Source organism: Nocardiopsis tropica, assembly GCF_042660575.1.
Taxonomy (GTDB): Bacteria; Actinomycetota; Actinomycetes; order Streptosporangiales; family Streptosporangiaceae; genus Nocardiopsis; species Nocardiopsis tropica.
The window spans coordinates 164,489-184,473 of the sequence record NZ_JBHSUF010000009.1 but is presented as its reverse complement, the minus strand read 5'-3'; the positions used below and the strand labels follow the sequence as shown (position 1 = coordinate 184,473).

General features: G+C 74.8%; 16 protein-coding genes. 7 read left to right on the top strand and 9 right to left on the bottom strand.

Translation table 11 applies throughout. The annotated features are described in order from the left end of the window. Positions 1 to 28: 28 nt before the first annotated feature. The gene (locus tag ACFQBR_RS16690; RefSeq protein WP_344180759.1) at positions 29 to 847 is read left to right on the top strand and encodes a CPBP family intramembrane glutamic endopeptidase; all 819 of its coding nucleotides are present in this window, start codon (positions 29 to 31) and stop codon (positions 845 to 847) included. Here ACFQBR_RS16690 and ACFQBR_RS16685 read toward each other — a convergent pair. Next, positions 816 to 2,102, bottom strand: a complete 1,287-nt coding sequence (locus ACFQBR_RS16685; protein ID WP_344180761.1) for a CynX/NimT family MFS transporter — start codon at positions 2,100 to 2,102, stop codon at positions 816 to 818. The genes ACFQBR_RS16690 and ACFQBR_RS16685 overlap by 32 nt on opposite strands. A gap of 168 nt (positions 2,103 to 2,270) precedes the next feature. Between ACFQBR_RS16685 and ACFQBR_RS16680 the strand changes: the two genes are divergently transcribed. Next, positions 2,271 to 2,972 (top strand): FadR/GntR family transcriptional regulator, encoded by a 702-nt coding sequence (locus ACFQBR_RS16680; protein ID WP_267945391.1) that lies wholly within the window; start codon positions 2,271 to 2,273, stop codon positions 2,970 to 2,972. Between the two features lie 88 nt (positions 2,973 to 3,060). Here ACFQBR_RS16680 and ACFQBR_RS16675 read toward each other — a convergent pair whose 3' ends face one another. After that, positions 3,061 to 3,828 (bottom strand): RraA family protein, encoded by a 768-nt coding sequence (locus ACFQBR_RS16675; RefSeq protein WP_267950433.1) that lies wholly within the window; start codon positions 3,826 to 3,828, stop codon positions 3,061 to 3,063. A gap of 259 nt (positions 3,829 to 4,087) precedes the next feature. Next, positions 4,088 to 4,996, bottom strand: coding sequence for an Lrp/AsnC family transcriptional regulator (locus ACFQBR_RS16670; protein WP_344180764.1), 909 nt, complete (start codon positions 4,994 to 4,996; stop codon positions 4,088 to 4,090). Positions 4,997 to 5,493: 497 nt separating this feature from the next. On the opposite strand from ACFQBR_RS16670, the gene ACFQBR_RS16665 reads away from it, so the two are divergent. The 3 genes from ACFQBR_RS16665 (at position 5,494) to ACFQBR_RS16655 (ending at position 9,032) form a co-directional block, all read left to right on the top strand. After that, positions 5,494 to 7,026, top strand: coding sequence for an LCP family protein (locus tag ACFQBR_RS16665; RefSeq protein WP_344180766.1), 1,533 nt, complete (start codon positions 5,494 to 5,496; stop codon positions 7,024 to 7,026). A 355-nt stretch (positions 7,027 to 7,381) separates the two neighbouring features. Beyond that, complete coding sequence (locus ACFQBR_RS16660; RefSeq protein WP_344186413.1) at positions 7,382 to 8,092, top strand: cell wall anchor protein; 711 nt, start codon at positions 7,382 to 7,384, stop codon at positions 8,090 to 8,092. A 154-nt stretch (positions 8,093 to 8,246) separates the two neighbouring features. Next, a complete protein-coding gene (locus tag ACFQBR_RS16655) occupies positions 8,247 to 9,032 on the top strand; it encodes a VldE C-terminal domain-containing protein (protein ID WP_344186414.1) in 786 nt (261 codons plus the stop codon). Between the two features lie 66 nt (positions 9,033 to 9,098). On the opposite strand, the gene ACFQBR_RS16650 is transcribed toward ACFQBR_RS16655, so the two are convergent. After that, on the bottom strand, positions 9,099 to 9,308 hold the full coding sequence (locus ACFQBR_RS16650; protein ID WP_267945396.1) for a dodecin: 210 nt from the start codon (positions 9,306 to 9,308) through the stop codon (positions 9,099 to 9,101). Positions 9,309 to 9,846: 538 nt separating this feature from the next. On the opposite strand from ACFQBR_RS16650, the gene ACFQBR_RS16645 reads away from it, so the two are divergent. Then, complete coding sequence (locus ACFQBR_RS16645; RefSeq protein ID WP_267945397.1) at positions 9,847 to 10,065, top strand: hypothetical protein; 219 nt, start codon at positions 9,847 to 9,849, stop codon at positions 10,063 to 10,065. 92 nt (positions 10,066 to 10,157) lie between these two features. Here the strand turns inward: ACFQBR_RS16645 and ACFQBR_RS16640 are convergent, their stop codons facing one another. The 4 genes from ACFQBR_RS16640 to moaA form a co-directional block, all read right to left on the bottom strand. Beyond that, complete coding sequence (locus tag ACFQBR_RS16640) at positions 10,158 to 13,961, bottom strand: HEAT repeat domain-containing protein (RefSeq protein WP_378553764.1); 3,804 nt, start codon at positions 13,959 to 13,961, stop codon at positions 10,158 to 10,160. Between the two features lie 117 nt (positions 13,962 to 14,078). After that, positions 14,079 to 14,720, bottom strand: coding sequence for a molybdenum cofactor guanylyltransferase (gene mobA / locus ACFQBR_RS16635; protein ID WP_344185213.1), 642 nt, complete (start codon positions 14,718 to 14,720; stop codon positions 14,079 to 14,081). A gap of 51 nt (positions 14,721 to 14,771) precedes the next feature. Beyond that, on the bottom strand, positions 14,772 to 15,959 hold the full coding sequence (locus tag ACFQBR_RS16630; RefSeq protein ID WP_344185214.1) for an RtcB family protein: 1,188 nt from the start codon (positions 15,957 to 15,959) through the stop codon (positions 14,772 to 14,774). Positions 15,960 to 16,098: 139 nt separating this feature from the next. Next, a complete protein-coding gene (gene moaA, locus ACFQBR_RS16625) occupies positions 16,099 to 17,106 on the bottom strand; it encodes a GTP 3',8-cyclase MoaA (protein ID WP_344185215.1) in 1,008 nt (335 codons plus the stop codon). Between the two features lie 386 nt (positions 17,107 to 17,492). On the opposite strand from moaA, the gene ACFQBR_RS16620 reads away from it, so the two are divergent. Then, positions 17,493 to 18,329, top strand: coding sequence for an alpha/beta hydrolase (locus ACFQBR_RS16620; RefSeq protein WP_344185216.1), 837 nt, complete (start codon positions 17,493 to 17,495; stop codon positions 18,327 to 18,329). A gap of 183 nt (positions 18,330 to 18,512) precedes the next feature. Here the strand turns inward: ACFQBR_RS16620 and yczR are convergent, their stop codons facing one another. Further along, positions 18,513 to 19,982, bottom strand: a complete 1,470-nt coding sequence (gene yczR, locus ACFQBR_RS16615) for a MocR-like transcription factor YczR (protein WP_330158308.1) — start codon at positions 19,980 to 19,982, stop codon at positions 18,513 to 18,515. Positions 19,983 to 19,985 lie beyond the last annotated feature (3 nt).

Here is a 19,985-nt window from a genome sequence, read left to right as displayed (position 1 = left end):
CCGGCGCACAGCGCGTAGATTGCGACGCGTGACCGACAAGACCCGAGCACCGCACACCGCCGAGGACGCGGGGACGCCGTCCTCCCCCACAGCACCGCCGGAGCGGGGCCTGCTGCGCTGGGAGGTCGTGTGCGTCCTCGCGCTCTCCCTGGGCGCGTCCGCGGTATCGGCGATCATCTCCTTCGCGGGCGTGCTCACGGCTCCGGGGGGCCTGGCCGAGCAGACCGCGAGCCTGGTGAACCCGCGCGCCGACGCCCGCCCCTGGCTGGACCTGTCCCGCCAGCTGTACGCGCTGGTCTTCTCACTGGCCCCGGTACTGCTGGTGGCCTACCTCATGCGCCGCTCGGGAGAGTCCTCCCGCACGATCGGCTTCGACGTGCGCAGGCCGGGCTTCGACCTGGGCACCGGCGCCGCCCTGGCCGCGCTGATCGGCGCGGGGGGCCTGGCCGTGTACGTGGTCTCCTGGAACCTGGGCCTGACCCTGACGATCGTGCCCAGCACCCTGGAGGGCAACTGGTGGGACGTGCCCGTCCTCGTGCTCCAGGCCGCCAAGAACGGCGTCCTGGAGGAGGTCATCGTCGTCGGGTACCTGCTGCACCGGCTGGGCCAGCTCGGCTGGGCGCCGTGGAAGGCGGTGCTCGCCAGCTCGGTGCTGCGCGCCTTCTACCACCTCTACCAGGGGGTGGGCATGTTCTTCGGCAACCTGGTGATGGGGCTGGTCTTCGGCTGGTTCTACCTGCGCTACGGGCGGGTCATGCCGCTGGTGGTCGCGCACACCGTCATCGACATCGTGGCCTTCGTCGGCTCCGTGTACCTCATCGGCCGGATCGACTGGCTTCCCTTCTGAGCGCGCGGTCCCGGATGGCGTCCTCCAGGTGGCCGGGTCTGCCCAGCAGCAGGCCCACACCCAGGTTGACCGCGACCAGGGCCACCACCAGCAGCAGCGGGGCGTGCCAGCCGCCGCTCGCCTCGTGCAGCAGGCCGAACAGGAAGGGGCCGGCTCCGCCCATCAGGTAGCCCAGGCTCTGGCTGGAGGCCGACAGGGCGGCCGTGCCCGCGCCGGTGCGGGTGCGCAGCGCGAAGGAGGTCAGGGCGAAGACGAAGCTGCCCATGCCGATGCCGACGAGGGTGGTCCACACCCACACCCCCGAGAGCGGGGAGAACCACAGTCCGGCCAGGCCCGCGAGGTAGGCGGCGGCGAACATGACCACGAACGGCCGCTGGTCGCGGAGCCGGGTGAGCAGGGTGGGCAGCACCAGGGACATCGGGATGCCCAGGACGGTCAGGTAGGACAGGGCCAGCCCCGCCGTCTGGGGGGACATGCCCTGGTCGCGCAGCATCTGCGCGTACCAGCCGAACATGATGTAGGCCACCGAGGACTGCGTGCCGAAGTACAGCATGGCCTGCCAGCCGATGCCGGTGCCCAGCACCTGGCGGAAGCCCAGCGCCTGGGAGGGGTCCCCGGGGGCGGGCTCGTGGCGCAGCGCCAGCAGCCAGGGCACGGCGGCGACGACGCCGAAGAGGGCGTAGGCGCCCAGGGCGATCCGCCACTCCCCCGTGGACTGCTCCAGGGGGACGGTGGAGGCCGCCGCGATGGTGGTGCCCAGGGCCAGGGCGGTGGTGTACACCGTGGTCATCAGGCCGACGCGGTCGGGGAAGTGCTGCTTGACCAGGGCGGGGAGGATGACGTTGCCGACCGCGCCGCCGGAGAGCGCCACGGCGCTCAGGGCCAGGAACATCCAGGGCTCGGGCACCAGCGCGCGGGTGGCGAGGCCGACGGTGACGGCGGTCAGCGCGTAGACCAGCAGGTGGTGCTCCCCCAGGCGGCGGGCCAGGGCCGGGGTGAGGCCGCCGAAGAGGGCGAAGCACAGGACGGGGAGCGTGGTGAGCAGGCCGGCGCCGACCGCGGTCATCCCGAGTCCGGCGGTGACCTCGCCGAGCACGGGGCCGACGCTGGTGATCGCCGTGCGCAGGTTGAGGGCGGCGAGGGCGATGCCGGCCGCGAGGAGCAGGAGGACGGCCCGCGGCGGGCGGGCGGGGGCGGTCGTGCCTGCGGGGGGACCGCTCGTCACGGGCGTGTGGGGCGCTGATCCGGCGCTCATGGAAGGCGACTCACAGATTCGTAGGATGACCGGATGTACTTCATGAGGATAACGCATTGCCGTTCGAGGCCAATTCCCGACGGTAACTGGTCTAAGCTCCGGCCTTAACCGTTCCGTACCTGTGCGCTGGCCCTGTCATCCGGCGACCCGCCCCTAGGAGGTAAACGCGTGCCCCTCGCCTCGACACGCCGGACCGGTCTCGTAGACCAGGTCATCAGTCAGTTACGAGCGCAGATCGACTCGGGTGAATGGGGCGTCGGCGACCGCATCCCCACCGAGTCGGAGCTCTCCGACCAGCTCGAGGTGGGCCGCAACACCGTGCGTGAGGCCGTCCGCGCCCTCGCCCACGCGGGCCTGCTGGAGATCCGCCAGGGTGCGGGCACCTTCGTCCGCGCCTCCAGCGAGCTCGGCGGCGCGCTCCGGCGCCGTCTGGAGCGCTCCCGCCTGCGGGAGAACCTGGAGGTGCGCCGCGCGCTGGAGGTGGAGGCCGCCAGACTGGCGGCCCTGCGCCACAGCGACGAGGACATGGCCGACATCGACCGCGCGATGGCCCTGCGCGAGGCCGCCTGGCGCGACCGCGACATGAGCGCGTTCGTGGAGGCCGACTTCACGTTCCACCGCTCGGTCGTCAACGCCACCCACAACACCCTGCTCATCGACCTGTACGACGACATCGCCCAGGTCGTGTACGCCAGCATCGCGCACACGGCGTACGAGCAGAACGACGGCGCCACGAACCAGCCCTCGTCCGAGACCGACGGCGTGGACCACTCGAAGCTGACCGAGGCCATCCGCTCCGCGGACCCGGCGGCGGCCGCCCGGGAGGCCACCTGCTACATCGACGAGCTGCTGTCCCTCACCGAGGACTGACGCCCCGGACGCGCGTCGCCGGCGCCGCCGCGCGGGGCGGGAGCCCGGGCCGGCCCGGAGAGGACGGGTCCGGGCACGCGGACGGGGCTCAGTCTCCCCGGTAGGCCTCGCCCACGGCCGGGCGCGGCCCCACACGGGGTCGCCCCGCCGCAGGGTGGCCCTCGGCCGCGAGCGACGCGGTGTCGCGGCGCACCGCGCCCAGGGCCCGGGAGCGCCCCGCGGCGGGCCGGCTCCCGCTCCCGGCGGCCCCCTCCCAGCCCGAGACCCGCGAGGGGTCCAGGCCGAGCAGGTCCAGGGTGCTCTCCCCCGCGTACACGGCGTCGATGATCTCCTGCTCCCGGGAGAGGCTGCTCATGGTCTCGGCGATGATGGCGCTCACCTGCCCCCGGGGCAGGCAGACCACGCCGTCGTCGTCGGCGACGATCCAGTCGCCGCGGCGCACCGGCAGGGGCGCCGGGCCGCTCGCGGTCATGCTGATCTCCCGGCCGACGGAGCCGCCCGCCTCGTGGCCCGCCTCGCGGACGGCGACCCCGGCCCCGAACACGGGGAGCTCGCAGCGCGCGATGGCGGCGATGTCGCGGACGCAGCCGTCCAGGACGATGCCGCTCACGCCGCGGGTCCGGGCGGCCACGGCGAGGATCTCGTCGACGTAGCCGTACTCGGACTCCCCCGCCACGTCCACGACGAGGGCGGCCCCGGGCGGCGCCTGGGCCACCGCCACGTGGAGGGCGAGGTTGTCCCCCGGTGTACAGCGCACCGGGAAGGCGGTCGCGGCGAACGCGGCCCCCGGCCAGACCGAGAACAGGTGCGTGCCGAAGGGCCGGCCGCCGCAGCGGGCCAGGGCCACCGTTCCCACAGCCGTCAACGTCTTCGCAAGCGCCACGTCAGCCTCCCACTACACCCGCGCCCGGTGCGGCCGGTTCGGACCGACCTCCTCCATACTCACGGGTAACTTAAGCGTGACGCAAGCCATACGTGGCGGAAACACGTAAAAATGCTACCGATGGTTACAGATGAGCCCGAAGCGCACGGGGCCTCCCACCCTGCGTCACGCACAGGGCCGGCCCCGACCGGGCCCTCGCCTGGTCGGGGCCGGTCGGCCCGGACGGCCCCGCTCAGCCGGGGAACCACTCCACCGGCCGCTCCCCGCCCCTGCGCTCCTTGCGCACGGACAGGTGGTCCCAGGTCTCCACGTAGCCCACGCCCGGCGCGGACCGCACCGACTCCAGCGCCTCCACCAGCTGGCAGCGGTCCGGGGCGGTGAGGGTGCCGATGATGTCGTAGCGGCCGAAGCCGCTGGCCATGAAGGAGACGCGGGGCATGTTCGCCAGCGCGGAGCCCAGCGCCTCGGCGTCGCCCCGGCAGCGCAGGCCGAAGCCCAGCTGCTCGTTGGCCCCCACCGCCGACGGCTCCACCAGCGCGGTCACGTGCACCACACCGGAGTTCAGGAGCCGCACGACCCGCGAGCGGGCCGCCGCCTGCGACAGGCCCACCTGTCGGGCCAGGTCCGCGTACGAGGCCCGGCCGTCCTTCAGCAACTGCCGAACCAGACGCCAGTCCAGGGCGTCCAACTCGATGTCGCGCAGTTCCCGCACGCTGCTGTGGGCGTCCTTGAAGACGGCGTTGGCGCGGAAGACCTCCGCGCCCTCCACCCCCGGCAGCGAGCGGAGGTCGGTGAGCTCCTTGGTGAGGGCTCCGTCGTCGGCCACCCGCACCTGCGCGACGGCCGGGAACCTCCCGGCCGACTGCGCCGCGAAGGTCACCGCCTCGCGCTCGCCCAGCGCCTCCAGCAGCGGCCCCACGGGGCCGTTGACCCGGAACGACACATGACCGAGGACCTCCATGCCCACGACTCCGGCGTGCAGCACCCCCACGATCCGGATCGCCCCCGACTGGACCAGCTGGCGCACTCTGGCGCGAACCGCCGTCCGGGACAGGCCGACTCCGTCGGCCAGCGCCTGGAACGTCGCTCTGCCGTCCCCCTGCAACGCGCGCATAAGCGCGGCGTCAACCGCATCAAGCACGATGGTGCCTTTCGTTCCCATGACGCCGCCCTTCCCCCGGACGACGCCCCCTCCTGCGGCCAGATCATCGCAGCTGTGGAGCCCGTTCACTACTGATCGCGAAAGAAATCGGTTGATTCACCCCTTTGATCGGCCCGAAAGCATCATCCAATCCCCCAACCACGGCGTCGGGACCACATAACAGACTTGTATAGAACATCCCTCTTGAGTGAGTAGTCGTGCGCACAACTCTCACAAAGCGCCACACTGAACTTGCGGACCCTCGCACACCGCTCCGGCAGGGCACACGTGCCCCGGGGCGGGAGGCGTACCGCACCGAGCGTCCGACGTGACGGGCGCCGCCGGGGAGGGTTCCCCGCGGCCCCGCCGGACGCGGACCCGACAGGGGCCCCGGACACGGAGCCGGGCCCCGGGGCGTGACCGTCGCGCGGCGAGGGCGACGGGGGACAACCGAACGGGGCGGACCCAGCCGTCCCGATGCTGGAGAGGAATCGTCGGTGGCAGCGGAGGACGATCAGCGGGACGAGGCGCCCGCGCGCCTGAGTACGGGGCGGGCGCTGCTGTGGACCGCGGCGTCGGTCCCCCTCCCGGGCCTGGCCCACCTGCGCATGCGGCGCAGGGTCGCGGGGGCGGTGATCCTCGGCCTGTACCTGGCCGGGATCGCGGCCCTGGCCTTCTCGGCCTGGCGCATCGGCGCACACGAGTCGGGGGCCATGGCCCTGCTCGCCGGAATGGCGGTCCAGAGCCGCTGGCTGCTGGGCGCCATGGGCCTGGTGTTCGTGGCCGCGGTCCTGTGGCTGGCGGTCGTCCTCCACTCCTGGACGATCACCAGACCCGCGGGGATGCCCTTGGGCCGGCGGCTGCTCAGCGGGGCCGTGGTGCTGGTCCTGTGCCTGGCCATCGCGGCGCCCTCCGCCCTGGCCCTGCACGGCGGGTACACGGCCCACGAGACCCTCGCCGACGTGTTCAGCGGCGACGAGGACCCCGAACTGCCCCCCCACGACGCGGCCGACCCCTGGAACGGGGCGGAGCGGGTCAACGTCCTGCTGATCGGCGCGGACTCGGCGGACAACCGCTACGGGGTCCGCACGGACACCATGATGGTCGCCAGCATGGACCCCGAGACCGGCGACGCCGTCCTGGTGGGCCTGCCCCGCAACCTGGAGAACGTACGGTTCCCGGAGGACAGCGCCCTCGCCGAGCGCTACCCCGAGCCGTACGGCTTCGACCTCCTCCTCAACGACGTGTACCAGACGGTGGCCGAGGAGCCGGACGAGCTGGCGCTCAACCCCGTCGTGGGAGACCCGTCCGCCGACACCCTCAAGAAGGTGATCGGCTACAACGTCGGCCTGGACATCGGCTACTACGCGATGGTCGACATGATGGGCTTCCGCGACCTGATCGACGCCATCGGCGGCGTGCAGGTCCGCATCGAGGAGCCGATCCCCTACGGCGTCCACGGAGGGGTCCTGGAGCCGGGCCTGCGCAGGCTCGACGGCCACGAGGCGCTCTGGTACGGGCGGTCCCGGGTCAACAGCGACGACTACGGGCGGATGGGCCGCCAGGGCTGCCTGATCAAGTACGTCACGGAACAGGTCGAGCCGACGACGATCCTGACGAGCTACCGCAGGCTCGCGGGCGCCACCAAGCGGACCCTGAGCACGGACATCCCCCAGAGCAAGGTGCCCGCGTTCATCGAACTGGCCGACCTGGTCACCGACACCGGGCGGATGAGCACGTTCCAGCTGTCCCCGCCCCAGGTCAACACCGCCAACCCCGACTGGGACGAGGTCAGGGACCTGGTCGCCGAGGCGATCGCCGCCGGGAGCGGGGAGACCGACGACATGCCCGACGCGGCCTCCCCCTCCGCCTCGCCCGAGGAGGGCGGCGAGGACGCGGAGGAGGCCGCCGGGGAGGGCGACGACCGCACCGAGTGGCAGGAGTACACCGGGCTGGACGAGGAGGAGCCCGCCGACCCGGGCCGCCAGGTGGGCTCGGAGGCCACCGACCTGAACACGATCTGCCCCTGATCCGACCAGGCGCGCGACGGCGCCCGGGAGCCCGTCGGGCCCCGGGCGCCGTCGCGTCCCGGGGGCTTGCGGCGTCCGGGCCCGCCGACCGCGCACGGCCCCTCCGCGGCCCGCCCGACGCCCCCGGGCGTCCGGGCGTCCGGGCGCCCGCACGGCCGGAGGCGGCGCGCGGTCCCCGCCCCGCTCCTGCGTCCACGGCCTCCGCGGACACCACCGCCCGCCGGCCCGCCCGGCGGGGAGCTCGGAAGACGTCCCCGCTGCCCCTCCGCGGCCCCGCGCAACCGTGACTGACCGGAGTCGGTCAGCTGCACCGGGGGGCGTTGCCGCCCCGTCCGGGCCGTGTGACTCTGACGCCGTGACCACCGCGCAGCTCTGGACCCTCGTCGCGCTGGGCGCCTTCCACGGCCTCCACCCGGGCATGGGCTGGCTGCTGGCCGTGTCCCGCGGCCTCCAGGAGGGGGGCCGCTCCGAGGTGCTCCGCTCCCTCCCCGCGGTCGCGGCCGGGCACGCGGGGAGCGTCGCCGTCGCCGCGGTCGCCGTCACCGTCACCGGTTCGGTGACCGCCTCGGTGCTGTTCCCCGTGGTGGGCGGGTCCGTGATCGTCCTCGTGGGGCTGCTGATGCTGCTGTCGCGCCGGCACTTCCACTGGCGGGAGGTGCGCCTCCCCCTGTGGCAGGTGGCCGCCTGGTCGTTCCTGATGTCGTCCGCGCACGGGGCGGGGCTCATGCTCATGCCGGTCCTGGCCGGCCGCCTCTCGCACGCGGAGGGGGGCGGCCACGCGGGGCACGGGGGGACGGCGCCGGACGCCGCCGCGCAGGCGGCCCCGGCGGGAGCGGCGCCCGGCGCGCCCGACGGGGGGTGGTCCCTGTGGGACGCGACCCTGACCGGGCTGGCCGCGACGGGGGTGCACACGGCGGCGATGCTGTTCGCCTCGGGGGTCGCGGCCCTGATCGCCTACGACTTCCTGGGGGTGCACGCCCTGCGCTGGAAGGGGGTGACCATGGACCGGATCTGGGCGCTGACCCTGGTCCTGGGGGGCGTGTTCGTCCTCTGGTCGATCCGGTGACCCCCGGTGCGCCGCGGCGGTAGACGGGAACCGATCTGGGCAATATGTCCCTAGTGCCTGAAATCTGATGGAATATTCGGAGACTGACCACTCTTGAACGCGCGTCGGCGGCACCCGCACGCCGCCGGGCACGAACACGGAGGGGCGGAAGGGCATGACACACAGAAGCGCGCGGCCCGGGCGCCGCTGGCACGGGCTCCTGGCCGCCGTGGCGATCCTGGCCGTCCTCGGCCTCGTGGCGGTCGTGGGCGCCCGCTGGCTGGCCCGCAACACCGACGTCTTCCCCGTGTCGACGCCGTGGGGCCCGGAGTGCTCGGTGTGGACCGGCGAGGACCAGGTGCGCCTGGACCGGGACCAGGCCCGGCGGGCGACCACGGCCGCCGCCGTCTCCGCGCAGGGCGACTCCGCCCCCGTCGAGGCCCCCGACACCGACGACATCCCGGACGCCGTCATGACGGTCCTGGAGGAGGGCCCGGAGGAGGACGCGGGCCCCTCGCTGACCTGCCGGTCCGTCAAGGACCCCGACCTGCGGGTCCAGGAGGACCTGGAGCCCTCCGGCCTGACCCCGCGGGCAGAGGAGCTCAAGGACGGGATGGAGGAGCACTTCTCCGACCTCAGCCTCGGCGGCTACTACCCGGGCGGCTACGACACGGGGCACGGCGAGGGGTCCGCCCACTACGAGGGCAGGGCGATCGACGTCTTCTACCGGCCGGTCGACGAGGACAACCGGCGCGAGGGCTGGGTGATGGCGCACTGGCTGATCGCGCACGCCCCGGACTACGCCGTCGACGTGATCATCTTCGACGACCGCATCTGGAGCACCTACTACCCGTCGCTGGGATGGCGGGACTACGAGGCGGACCCGGACAACGAGATCCTGCGGCACCTGGACCACGTCCACGTGGACGTCCAGCGGGGCAGCGAGTCCCCGGGCGGCTGACGGGCGGCCGCGCGGCCGGGCCCGGCAGACCGGGCCCGGCCGTCGGCGCGTGCGGGTCCCCCGGCGTCAGTCCTCCAGCCGGAACCCCACCTTGAGCCCCACCTGGAAGTGGGCGACGCCGTCCTCCTCGATGTGCCCGCGGATCTCGGTGACCTCGAACCAGTCCAGGCCGCGCAGCGTGGCCGAGGCGCGGTCGACGCCGTTGCGGATGGCCTGGTCGATCCCCTGCGGGGAGGTGCCGACGATCTCCGTGACGCGGTAGGTGTGGTGGGACATGTGGGACCCCCTGGGTAGTCGGTTGCGCGGTCGCGCACGGCGCGACCCCCGTTTCACTGCCTCCCCTGATTCCCCAGGAGCCACACAGGACGCCTCTCGACCGGCTCGTTCCGAGGTCGGAGCGCCTCCGGGGCGCTTTACCCCCGACCGGGGAATGCTTTGTACACGCGTGGGACGCACGTGACCGGGGTGGTGTGGACTCCCGCCCGGAAAGCGGCCTTTTCCCTGGACGACGTGCCAGGAAAGTCCTGAGCTGGGGCCGAGGACACGCGCTCGGCGGGACTCTCCCGAGACAACGTCGTAACTGACTCTTGATGTACACCGGGGGGCGTCGGTGTACATTGGGACTAGCGCTTCGGTCCCCCGTCGGAGCGCGGGAGCGATGTTCCGAGCCCCCGTTGGAACATCGCGTGCGACGCCGGGTGGTTTGCCCCCGTAACCACCCGGCGTCGCCTTTTGTTCGCATTCGATCGGTGCACCGACCCGATCGTGGCCCCGGCTTGACCGGGGCAGCCGTTTCGCTCCCTGGGGGTCACCATTGGGTAATACCGGTTCCGCCGCCCCGACGCGGTGCTCCAGGCGCGACTGCCGCGCCGAGGCCGCGTGGGCGCTCGTGTGGAACAACCCCAAGCTGCACACCCCGGACCGCCGCAAGGTGTGGCTGGCCTGCGACGAGCACCGCGAGTACCTGTCCGGCTTCCTGGAGGTGCGCGGGTTCCTGCGTGAGTGCGTCCCCATGGCGGAGTTCGAGGGCTGAGACGGGGCCGGACCGCGTTCTCCCCGGTCCGGACCCGCCCGCGTCACCCGGGGCGGGACCGGCCCCACACCGCCGGTCCCGCCCCGGAGGGCTCACTCCACGGCCAGCCGCCAGGCGGCCAGGCGCACCGGTGCGTGGCCGAGCTCCCCTGCCCGGGAGAGCAGTCCGGGCCAGGGGGCGGGCCAGCCGTCGGCGCGCCCCGCCCGCTCCACGATGCCGAGGCCGATCAGGCCCATCGCCTCCCCCGCCGGTCCCGCGGTCCGTGCCGCGGCCCCGAACACGTGCCGCGCCACCGAGGCCAGCGTCTCCCGCGGGACCGGGTCGCGCCCGAAGCGCGGGGCCACGGTGTCGACCACGCCCTCGGCGTCCTCCTCGGGAAGGAGCGCGTGCCGGGACAGGATCGCCGCGGCGCGCAGGAGCAGTCCGCCGAGCGCGCCCGGGTCCGGGTCGCCGTCCGCCCGTGAGACCTCCCGGGTGATCATCGCCTGCACGAGCCGCACCGCCTCGGGCCCGTACTCGTCCCTGGCCGCCAGCAGGTCGAGCGCCGAGCACACCTGCCGGCACAGGACGGGGTCGTCGCCCGCCGGGGCCCGCACCGCCTCGTCGCGCAGGAGGTCCACCAGGCGGAGCACCCGCTTGTGGGGCCCACCACCGGACCCGCCGTCCGGCCGCCGCACGGGAACGCCCTCACCCGGCCCGGGGACGGAGGCCAGCAGCCGGGAGAGCGCCTCCGCGATCCGGTCGCGTCCCCTGCCCCTGCCCAGGAGTGCGTGGAAGACGCGGAACGCCTGGTCGACGGGGCTGTCCGGGTCGCACAGGGCCTCCACGGCGTCGTCGAGGTCGTACTCGGTCCAGGGCGCCCAGCGGCCGGCCCACCCGCCGAGCCGCCAGTGGTCGCGGCCCGGGTCGGGCAGCGCGTCCACCACGGCGGCGACGGCCTCCCGGCTCGCGGGCGGGCAGTGCATCGGGGACACCTGGAGCAGGGAGAACTGGACCTCCACCTCCGTGAACCCCCGGACGTGCGCGGTCAGCGCGGGAAGCGCGGCCGGGTGGTCCAGTACGCGCATCAGCGAGCCCGCCACGGCGGCGCGCACGTCCCGGTGCAGCCCCTCCGCGTCCAGGGCGCGGGCGAGGGTGTCGACGGCTCCCGGCGGCCGGTGGTGTGCGAGCAGCCGCGCCGCCGCCTTGCGGACGGTGACCTTGGCCGGTCCCTCCAGGGCCCGCGCCAGGACCGGACCCAGCCGGGAGGGCGCGACCGCCAGGGCACAGCGCGACATCGCGGGCGCGGCGGCCCGCGACTGCGGGCCGTCGGCGTGGGCCAGCACCAGGCGCAGGGCGCGCTCGGGCCTGTCGCCGTGGCCGAGCGCCCCGGCGGCGGCCTCCCGCAGGACGATGTCCGGGCCGTCCAGGAAGCGGGCGACGCGGTCGGTCGTCCCGGGCAGGCGGCCCAGGCCGGACAGCGCGGCCTCGCGCTCGTCGAGCGCGAGGGAGGGATCGCCGACGAGCCCCTCCAGGTACGCGGCGACGCGGTCCCGGAGGTCAACCGGCCAGTCGCGGGCCGTCCGGGCGTCGATGCGGGGCACCCAGGCGGGCGTGCGGGCGCCGGGCCGGCCGAGGCCGGCCGCGGGGTCCGTGAACGCGGGGGCGGACGGGCGGGTGTCGAGTTCGCCGGCGCCGACCGCGCGGTCCGCGGGCGCACCGGCGCCGGCGCCGCCCCCGGGCAGGGGGAGCGCGGTGCCGTGGGGCGTGTGCGCCCTGCTCCTGTGCGCCGCTCCGGCGGGGGCGGAGGCCGCGTCTGCCGTTCCGGGACCCGTGCCCGGGCCCGGTGCGTCCCGGCCTCCCGTGTCCGCGGCGGCCGCCGCGCGGCGGGCCTCGGCCGCGCCGAGTGCGGCGTGGACGATCCCGGGGGCGTGGTGGCGGGAGAGGACGTCCCACACGCGCGGGACCAGCGCGGTGGCGTGGTCGGACCGGAACAGCGCCAGGGCGCCGGCCCGGAGGCCCGGCCCGGCCAGGTACAGGTCCGCCGCCTCGGCGGCGGTGGCGCCGGACGGGTCGTGGCGGATCGCTGCCACCAGCTGGTCCCCCAGGTCGGGGAGCGAACGGGCGCGGCGGCCGAGTTCCCGGGCCAGGGCAACCGCGGGCGCGAAGTCGTCCCGGGCGCGGGCGGCCCGGAGCACCGGCGCGAGCCTCCGGTACAGGTCCTGTTCCGATCCCCGGGGCATCACCTGGTCGAGGAAGGGTTCGGGGGCGCGGGGCACGCGGTCCGCCCGCGCCCCGCCGGTCCACCACGGCGGACCGGACCGGGGGCGTCCCGGTTCGCCGAGCCCGTCCGCGCCGAAGCGCGCGACGAGGCCGGCGTAGGCGTCCAGCGCCCATCCGACCGCTTCCGGGACCCCGCGTGTGTCCGGGTGGCGGAGCAGGCGGGCGGCCAGGTCGCGCAGCGCGCGCCGCGTGGGCGGTGAGGTGTCGCGGGTCCGGAGTGTGTCGGCGAGCAGCCCGCGCAGGGCGGGAAGGGAGGTGGCCGTGCGCACGCCGGGTCCGTCGGCCTCCCCGTCCGGTGCGGCGCGCCCGTGCGGCTCGTCGCCGACCAGCAGCCCCGGCGGGACGGCGGCCAGTGCGACCAGCAGGGCGCGGCGGACCGGATCGCGTTCCGAGCGGGACCGGTCGACCCGCTCCGCGAGGACCCGTGCGAGGAGGCCCGGGTCCCCGGTGCGCGCGGTGGCCTCCACCAGCCGGGCCAGCCCCCGGGCGCGGCGGTCGGCGTCCCCGGCCGAGGCCGCCTCCTCCAGCGGTGCGGCCGCCTCGCCGTAGGGCAGGTGGGCGACGGCCTCCAGGTCGCCGTGGGGGTCGGAGTGCCCGGGGCGTCGGGCCTGGAAGGCGGTGAGCCGCTCCAGCAGGACGCGCGCCCCGGCCTCGGCCCGGTCGCGGGGGAGCAGCCCGAGGAAGGGCAGGAGCGCGAACCCGCCGCGGTCGTGGCCCGTGTCGGCGAACGCGTCGACGTGCTCGCCGCGCACCGCCGGGGGCATGGACCGCAGGACCGCCAGCGCCACCGGGGGGCGGCGGCGCATCTCCCTGTACAGGACCCGGACGTCGCGGCTTCCGTCGGGCAGCGCGGGGAAGCGCTGCGGGTACCGTCGGCGGCCGGGGTCCGGCGGCAGAGCGCGCAGGGTGTGCGGGAAGGCCCCGGAGCGGAGTGCGACGCGCGGGCCGAGGTCCTTCGCGAGGCCGCCGAGCTCGGCGGGGCGGACCGGGTCGAGCGCCCGGCAGAGGCGCCGCCAGTCGGGGAACACGCTGTGGAGGTGGCCGCCGTGCTCCCGGAGGTCGTCCCGGACGCCGGAGAGGAGTTCCAGGAGGATGTCCGGGTGGCGCCGGGCCAGGCGGGTCCAGGAGCGGACCGCGTGGCGGAGGTCGGGCAGGTGGCGGGCCACCTGTTCGGATGAGCAGGCGGGCAGGAGCGCGGCGGCCTCGGCGTCACCGTGGTCGGCGCGGACGCGGGGCAGGAGGAGGTCCGCGACGGAGGTGCGGCGGGCGTGGAAGAGGGTGCGGTAGAGGGCGCGGCGCAGACCCGTGGGGGCGTCCGTCAGCACGGGCGGGACGGCCTCGTCGGGGAGCGGGAACTCGCGGACGGCGCGCAGCGCGGCGCGGCGGAGCGCGTGGTCGGGTCCGGCGAGGTGGCGGGCGACGGCGGCGGTGTCGCGCGCGGCCGTGGCCATGTGCACGGCGAGGCGGCCGTGGCCGTCGGTTTCGAGCTGCCGGAGGATTCCGGCGAGGTGGGGTGTGCCCGCGTGGTCGCGGGCGTAGAGCGCGAGGGTCCGCATGCGCGGGGACGCGGCCTGGTCCCGGAGGGAGCGGAGGAGGTGGTCGGCCGACCCGTACGTCGGCGCGGTGGGGCTCAACGGCCCGGGCGGGATCCGCCCTTCCTGATCGTCATGGCGCTCATGATGGACCACCGCGGCCGGATCCGGCAAGCCGTGCTGGTGGGCGGGGGCGCGGCCCGGGCACGGGCTGCCGCGTCAGGGGGCCGGCGGCTCCAGGAGCCTGCGGGCCCGGGCGAGGTCCTCGGGGGTGTCGCAGTCGGCCGCGGCGAGGTCGTCGGCGGGGACCGGGCGCGGTTCCAGGGGGCCGAGCAGCCCGTACAGCGATCGGCCCGTGTACCCGGCGAGGGCGTCGCGGACGGCGTCGGTGCGCCACACGCCGGTGAGCCACTGCTCCCGGCCCGCGGGGTCCACGAACACGGCTCCGGCCCCGGCCCGGACCGCGGCTCCCGCCAGGGCGTCCAGGTGCTCCGGGGCCAGGTGGGGCAGGTCGGCGGCGAGCAGGGCGAACCAGCCGGAGCGCACGTGGGCGATCCCGGCGCGCAGGGCGGGCACCGGTCCCGAGCCCGGCGGGTCCTCGCGCACGTAGAGCGCGCGTGGGCTCTCCCGGTTCGGGCCGACCACGACCAGGCGGGTGTCGGTCCCCGTCCCCGCCGCGGCCGCGCCGTGGGCGCGGACCGCGTCGGCCACGCGCTCCAGCAGCGTGCGCCCGGCCACGGCCAGCCCGGGCTTGTCGACGCCGCCCATGCGGCGCCCCCCGCCCCCGGCGAGGATCACCGCGTCGAGCGCCCCGGGTCGGTCCTGGCGCGGCGGCGTGCTCCGTGTGCTCGGGGTGTCCATGCCCCCAGGATGGACCACGGCGGGCCCCTCCGGCGAGGAGGGGCCCGCGGGTCAGCCCTTGACGCAGACCACCTGGCGCAGGTGGGCGACCACCTCGACCAGGTCGGTCTGGGCCGCGATGACCGACTCCAGGTCCTTGTAGGCGGCCGGGATCTCGTCGACCACGCCCCGGTCCTTGCGGCACTCCACGCCCCGGGTCTGCTCGACCAGGTCGGCCTCGGTGAAGGTCTTGCGGGCCTTGTTCCGGCTCATCCTGCGGCCCGCGCCGTGCGACGCGGAGTTGAAGGAGGCCGGGTTCCCGAGCCCGCGTACGATGTACGTGCCCGTTGCCATACTTCCTGGAATTATCCCCAAATCGCCGGAGCCCGCGCGGATGGCGCCCTTGCGGGTCACGAGGACGTCCACCCCGTCGTAGGTCTCCTCCGCGACGTAGTTGTGGTGGCAGGAGATCCACTGCTCGAAACGGGTGCCGGGGATCTGCTCGACCAGGGTCCGGCAGGCCAGGCCCATCATGACGTCGCGGTTGCGGCGCGCGTAGTCCTGGGCCCAGAACAGGTCCCGGCGGTAGGCGTCCATCTCCGGGGTCCCGGTGACGAACACCGCCAGGTCCCGGTCGGGCAGGTCCTGGTTGTGCGGCAGCGCCTGGGCCTGCTCGATGTGGTGGGAGGCCAGTTCCTTGCCGATGTTGCGCGACCCGGAGTGGAGCACCAGCCACACGGCCCCGTCGTCGTCCAGGCACACCTCCAGGAAGTGGTTCCCGCCGCCCAGCGTGCCCATCTGGCGCCGGGCGCGGGTCAGGCGGGGGCGCACCGCGGGGGCCAGGTCGTCGAACCCCTTCCAGAACCCGGTCCAGTCGGTCTCCCGCACGGTGGGGACGGTGGCGGGGTCGACCGGTTCGTCGTGGGCGTGGAACCCGACGGGGACGGCCGCCTCCAGTGCGGAGCGGAGCCGCCCGAGGTCGTCGGGCAGGCGCTCGGCGGTCAGGTCGGTGCGCACGGCGGTCATCCCGCAGCCGATGTCGACGCCGACGGCGGCTGGGCTGACGGCGTCGCGCATGGCGATGACCGAGCCGACCGTGGCGCCCTTGCCGTAGTGGACGTCGGGCATGACGGCGAGTCCGTGCACCCAGGGCATGCGGGTGACGTTGTGCAGCTGTTCCATCGCCGCGGCCTCGACCCCGTCGGGCGCGGCCCACATACGGATGGGAACGCGATCACCGGGAACTTCGGTGTAGGGCATGGTCAGGCCACCTCCCTTTCCAGATCTGGCCTGTTCGTCGTCGGTCCGGGCACGTGGCCGTGCCCCCGGACATCAAGCCAGAACGGGGGCGCGGCGGCAACGGGTTTTCGGACGGGGCTCGGGGCCGGGAGGTGTGTGGTCAGCCGCCGATGGCCGACATGGGGCGGGACGGCTGCAGGAAGCTGGGGTCGTTGATGCCGTGTCCGGGCAGCTTGGCGGAGACGGCCGCGGTCCAGCGCTCGGCGATCTCGTCGTCGGTGGCGCCGCCGCGCAGCAGGGAGCGCAGGTCGGACTCCTCTCGCGCGAAGAGGCAGTTGCGGATCTGTCCGTCGGCGGTGAGCCGGACCCGGTCGCAGGCGCCGCAGAAGGGCCTGGTGACCGAGCCGATGACTCCGACGGTGGCCGGTTCGCCGTTGGGGAAGCGGACCCCGCGCACGTGGAAGAGCTCCGCGGGGGCGCTGCCGCGGGTGTCGCCGTCGGCGGGCTCCAGCGTGAACTCCGCCTCGAGACGGCCCAGGATCTCCTCTGCCGTGATCATGTTGTCGCGCCGCCATCCGTGCTGGGCGTCGAGCGGCATCTGCTCGATGAACCGCAGCTCGTAGCCGCGTTCGACGCAGTAGCGCAGGAGGCCGGCGGCCTCGGCGTCGTTGATGTCGCGCATGAGGACGGTGTTGACCTTGACCGGGGTGAGCCCGGCCCGGGCGGCGCCCGCCAGTCCGTCGAGGACGTCGTCGAGCCTGCGCCGGCGGGCGAGGGTCTCGAACACCTCCGGGTCGAGGGTGTCGAGGGAGACGTTGACACGGTCGAGGCCGGCCTCGGCGAGGGCGGGAGCCATGCGGGCGAGGCCGATGCCGTTGGTGGTGAGGGCGGTCCGGGGTCGGGGGGCGAGGGCGGTGGTGCCCGCGACGAGGCCGGGCAGCCCGCGCCGGAGCAGGGGTTCGCCGCCGGTGAAGCGGACCTCGGTGATACCGAGCCGCGTCACCCCGATCCCGATGAGTCGGAGGAGTTCGTCGTCGGTGAGCAGGTCCGGTTTGGGCAGCCACTCCAGGCCCTCGGGGGGCATGCAGTAGGTGCATCGGAGGTTGCAGCGATCGGTGAGCGACACACGCAGGTCGGTCGCCAGTCGCCCATAGGAATCGGCCAGCACGGGCCCCACCCTCTCCAGTCCGAGTCATCGGGCTTGTCTTGTGGGCTATACCCGCCCGCGGGGTTCGGCAGAGATCAGCGTAGAAGATCCCTTTCATTACCGGACATCCTGATCACACCCTATGACGCATTTCGTTGTCGAACACGAAGTTGAAGCGGCTGGTAGGGCGATCGCACAGGTACGGGCCCGGCCCCGCAGGCCCGCGGCCCGGGACGTCCGGGATTCCTCGGGCCCGGCGGCCCGCCCCGCCTGCCCGCTCCGGCCTCGTGTACACGGGCTCCGCCGCCCCTTAGGGTGACCATCCCAGAGAGCGTCCCGGCGGCACCCGTCGCCGCGGCCGGGACCGGCCGCCGCGGACGACGACACGGGCGAGGAGGCAGGACACGGTGATCACCACACGCGAGTGGGCCCTGGCGGGCGGACCCGACGGGTCCGGGAAGCTGGCGGCGAGGGCCTGGGCGCCGACCGAGGGCGAGCCGACGTGGCTGGCCGTGCTGGTCCACGGCTACGGCGAGCACCTGGGCCGGTACCACCAGGTCGCCGCCGACCTGGTCGCGGCCGGCGCCGTCGTCTACGGGGCCGACCACCGGGGCCACGGACTGTCGTCCGGGGAGCGGGTCCTGATCGACGACTACGCGGGCGTGGTGGAGGACGTGCACCGCCTGATCACGCAGGCGCGCACCGCCTACCGGACGCTGCCGCTGGTCCTGATCGGCCACTCGATGGGCGGACTGGTCGCGTCGCGCTACGCGCAGGTCCACCCCGAGGCGCTCCAGGCGCTGGTGCTCTCCGGCCCCGTCCTCGGCCGCTGGACCGCCCTGGAGCAGATCGCCGCCGCCGAGCGTATCCCCGAGGCCCCCATCGACCCGGCCACGCTCTCGCGCGACCCCGCCGTGGGCGAGGCGTACGTGGCCGACGAGCTGGTGTGGCACGGCCCGTTCAAGCGGGAGACCGTCGACGCCCTGCTGGCCGAGCTGGAGTGGGGCGTCAGATCCGGGAGCCTGGGGTCGCTGCCGCTCCTGTGGGTGCACGGGTCCGAGGACCGCCTGGTGCCGGTGGCCGACACCAGGGTCGGCATCGAGGCGATCGCGGGCGAGGACTTCACCGCCCGGATCTTCCCCGGCGCGCGGCACGAGGTGTTCAACGAGACCAACCGGGACGAGGTGATGGCCGAGGTCGTCCGCTTCGCCCAGCGGTTCGCGGTCGCGAACGTCACCCTCTAGGACCCGGGGGCGCCCCCGCCACCGCTTTTCCGGGGCGTGCCGCCGCTCCCGCCCGGGGCGGCGCCGCGGAGGGTTCCGGCCCACAGGGGCCGACGGGGGCGGCCGGGACGGCTCCGGGCCGCCGTGGACCGCCCCGGGAGGGGCGAACGGCCGTCCCGACGGCCGGAGCCCCCGCCCCGACGGCTACACGTACAGCTGGCCGCGGGGCTGAAGGGGGTGGGCGAGGGTCTCGGAGTAGGCGGTGGCCAGCCGGTCGACCGCGTCGGCGAGGACGTCCGGCGGCTGGGTGTAGGCCAGGCGCAGGTAGCGCTCCAGGGTGCCGTCCGCGCCGAACACCGGGCCGGCCGCCGGGTGCACCCCGTGCCGGACGGCGGCCGCGGACAGCGCTCCCGCGACGGGGTGGGGCAGGGTCGTCCACAGCACCAGCCCTCCGCCGGGCACGCTGGAACGCCAGTCGGGCAGCCGCTCGCGCAGCGCGTGCAGCAGCGCGTCGCGGTTGCGGCGCAGCTGGCGGCTGCGCTCGGCCCGGACGCGCATCACGTCGGCGAGCAGGTGGGTGGCGGTGAGCTGGTCCAGGACCGCCCCTGCCAGGTCGAAGCGCTGGCGGGTGGCCATCAGCCTGGCGACCATGGGCGGCGTGGTCCGCACCCATCCGACCCGCAGTCCGCCCCACAGCAGCTTGGCCACCGACCCCACGGTCAGGACCCGCCCGTCCGTGTCGTGGGCGGCCACCGGGGCGGGCAGGTCCCCGGAGTCGATGGCCAGCTCGCAGACCGACTCGTCGACGATCAGGTGGGTGCCGGCCCTGCGCGCCTCGCGCACCACCACCCGGCGCTCGTCGTCGTCCATCAGGGCGCCGGTGGGGTTCTGGAAGTCGGGGATGAGGTAGGCCAGCTCGGGCCTCCACTGGCGGAACGCGTCGGTGAGGTACTCCATGTCCCAGCCCTGCGGGGTCACCCCGACGGTGCGCACGCGCGCGCCGGTGCGGCGGGCGGCGTCCAGCGCGTGCGGGTAGGTCGGCGACTCCACCAGCACCTCGTCGCCGGGCTGGACCAGCAGGTCCATGATCAGGGCGATGCCCTGCTGGGCGCCGTTGGTGACGAAGATCTGCTCCGGGGTGGTGGGCAGGCCGCGCTCCACGTAGCGGCGGGCGATGGCATGCCTCAGCTCGGGGAGGCCGTAGGGGTAGTAGCCGAGTCCGCCGACGTGCGCGGAGAGCTGCTCGGCGGCCTGGACGGCGGCGGCGCGCAGGCCCTCCACGGCGGGCGGCGCGGCCACGCCGAGGTCGATGTGCTCGGAGGCGTGCGAGAACGGCGAGGGTTCGCCGGTGGCCGCGTCGGGGAGGACGGTCCAGCTGCCCGCGCCCTGCCGGCTCTCCAGGAAGCGGTTGTCGCGCAGCCACGCGTAGGCGGCGGTGATGGTGTTGCGGCTGACGCCGAGGGCGGCGGCGAGGTCGCGTTCGGCGGGCAGCCGGGTGTTGGTGGGGACCCGGCCGTCCAGGACGAGCGCGCTGACGGCCCGGGAGATGGCGAGGTAGTAGGGGCGTTCGACGGGGGCCTCGCCGATGAGGCGCGCCAGGAGCCGGCCGTTGATCCGCCGGGTGCCGCTCCCGCCGCTGGTGCGCTCCAGGCGGCGACCGCTCTGCCTCGCCATGCC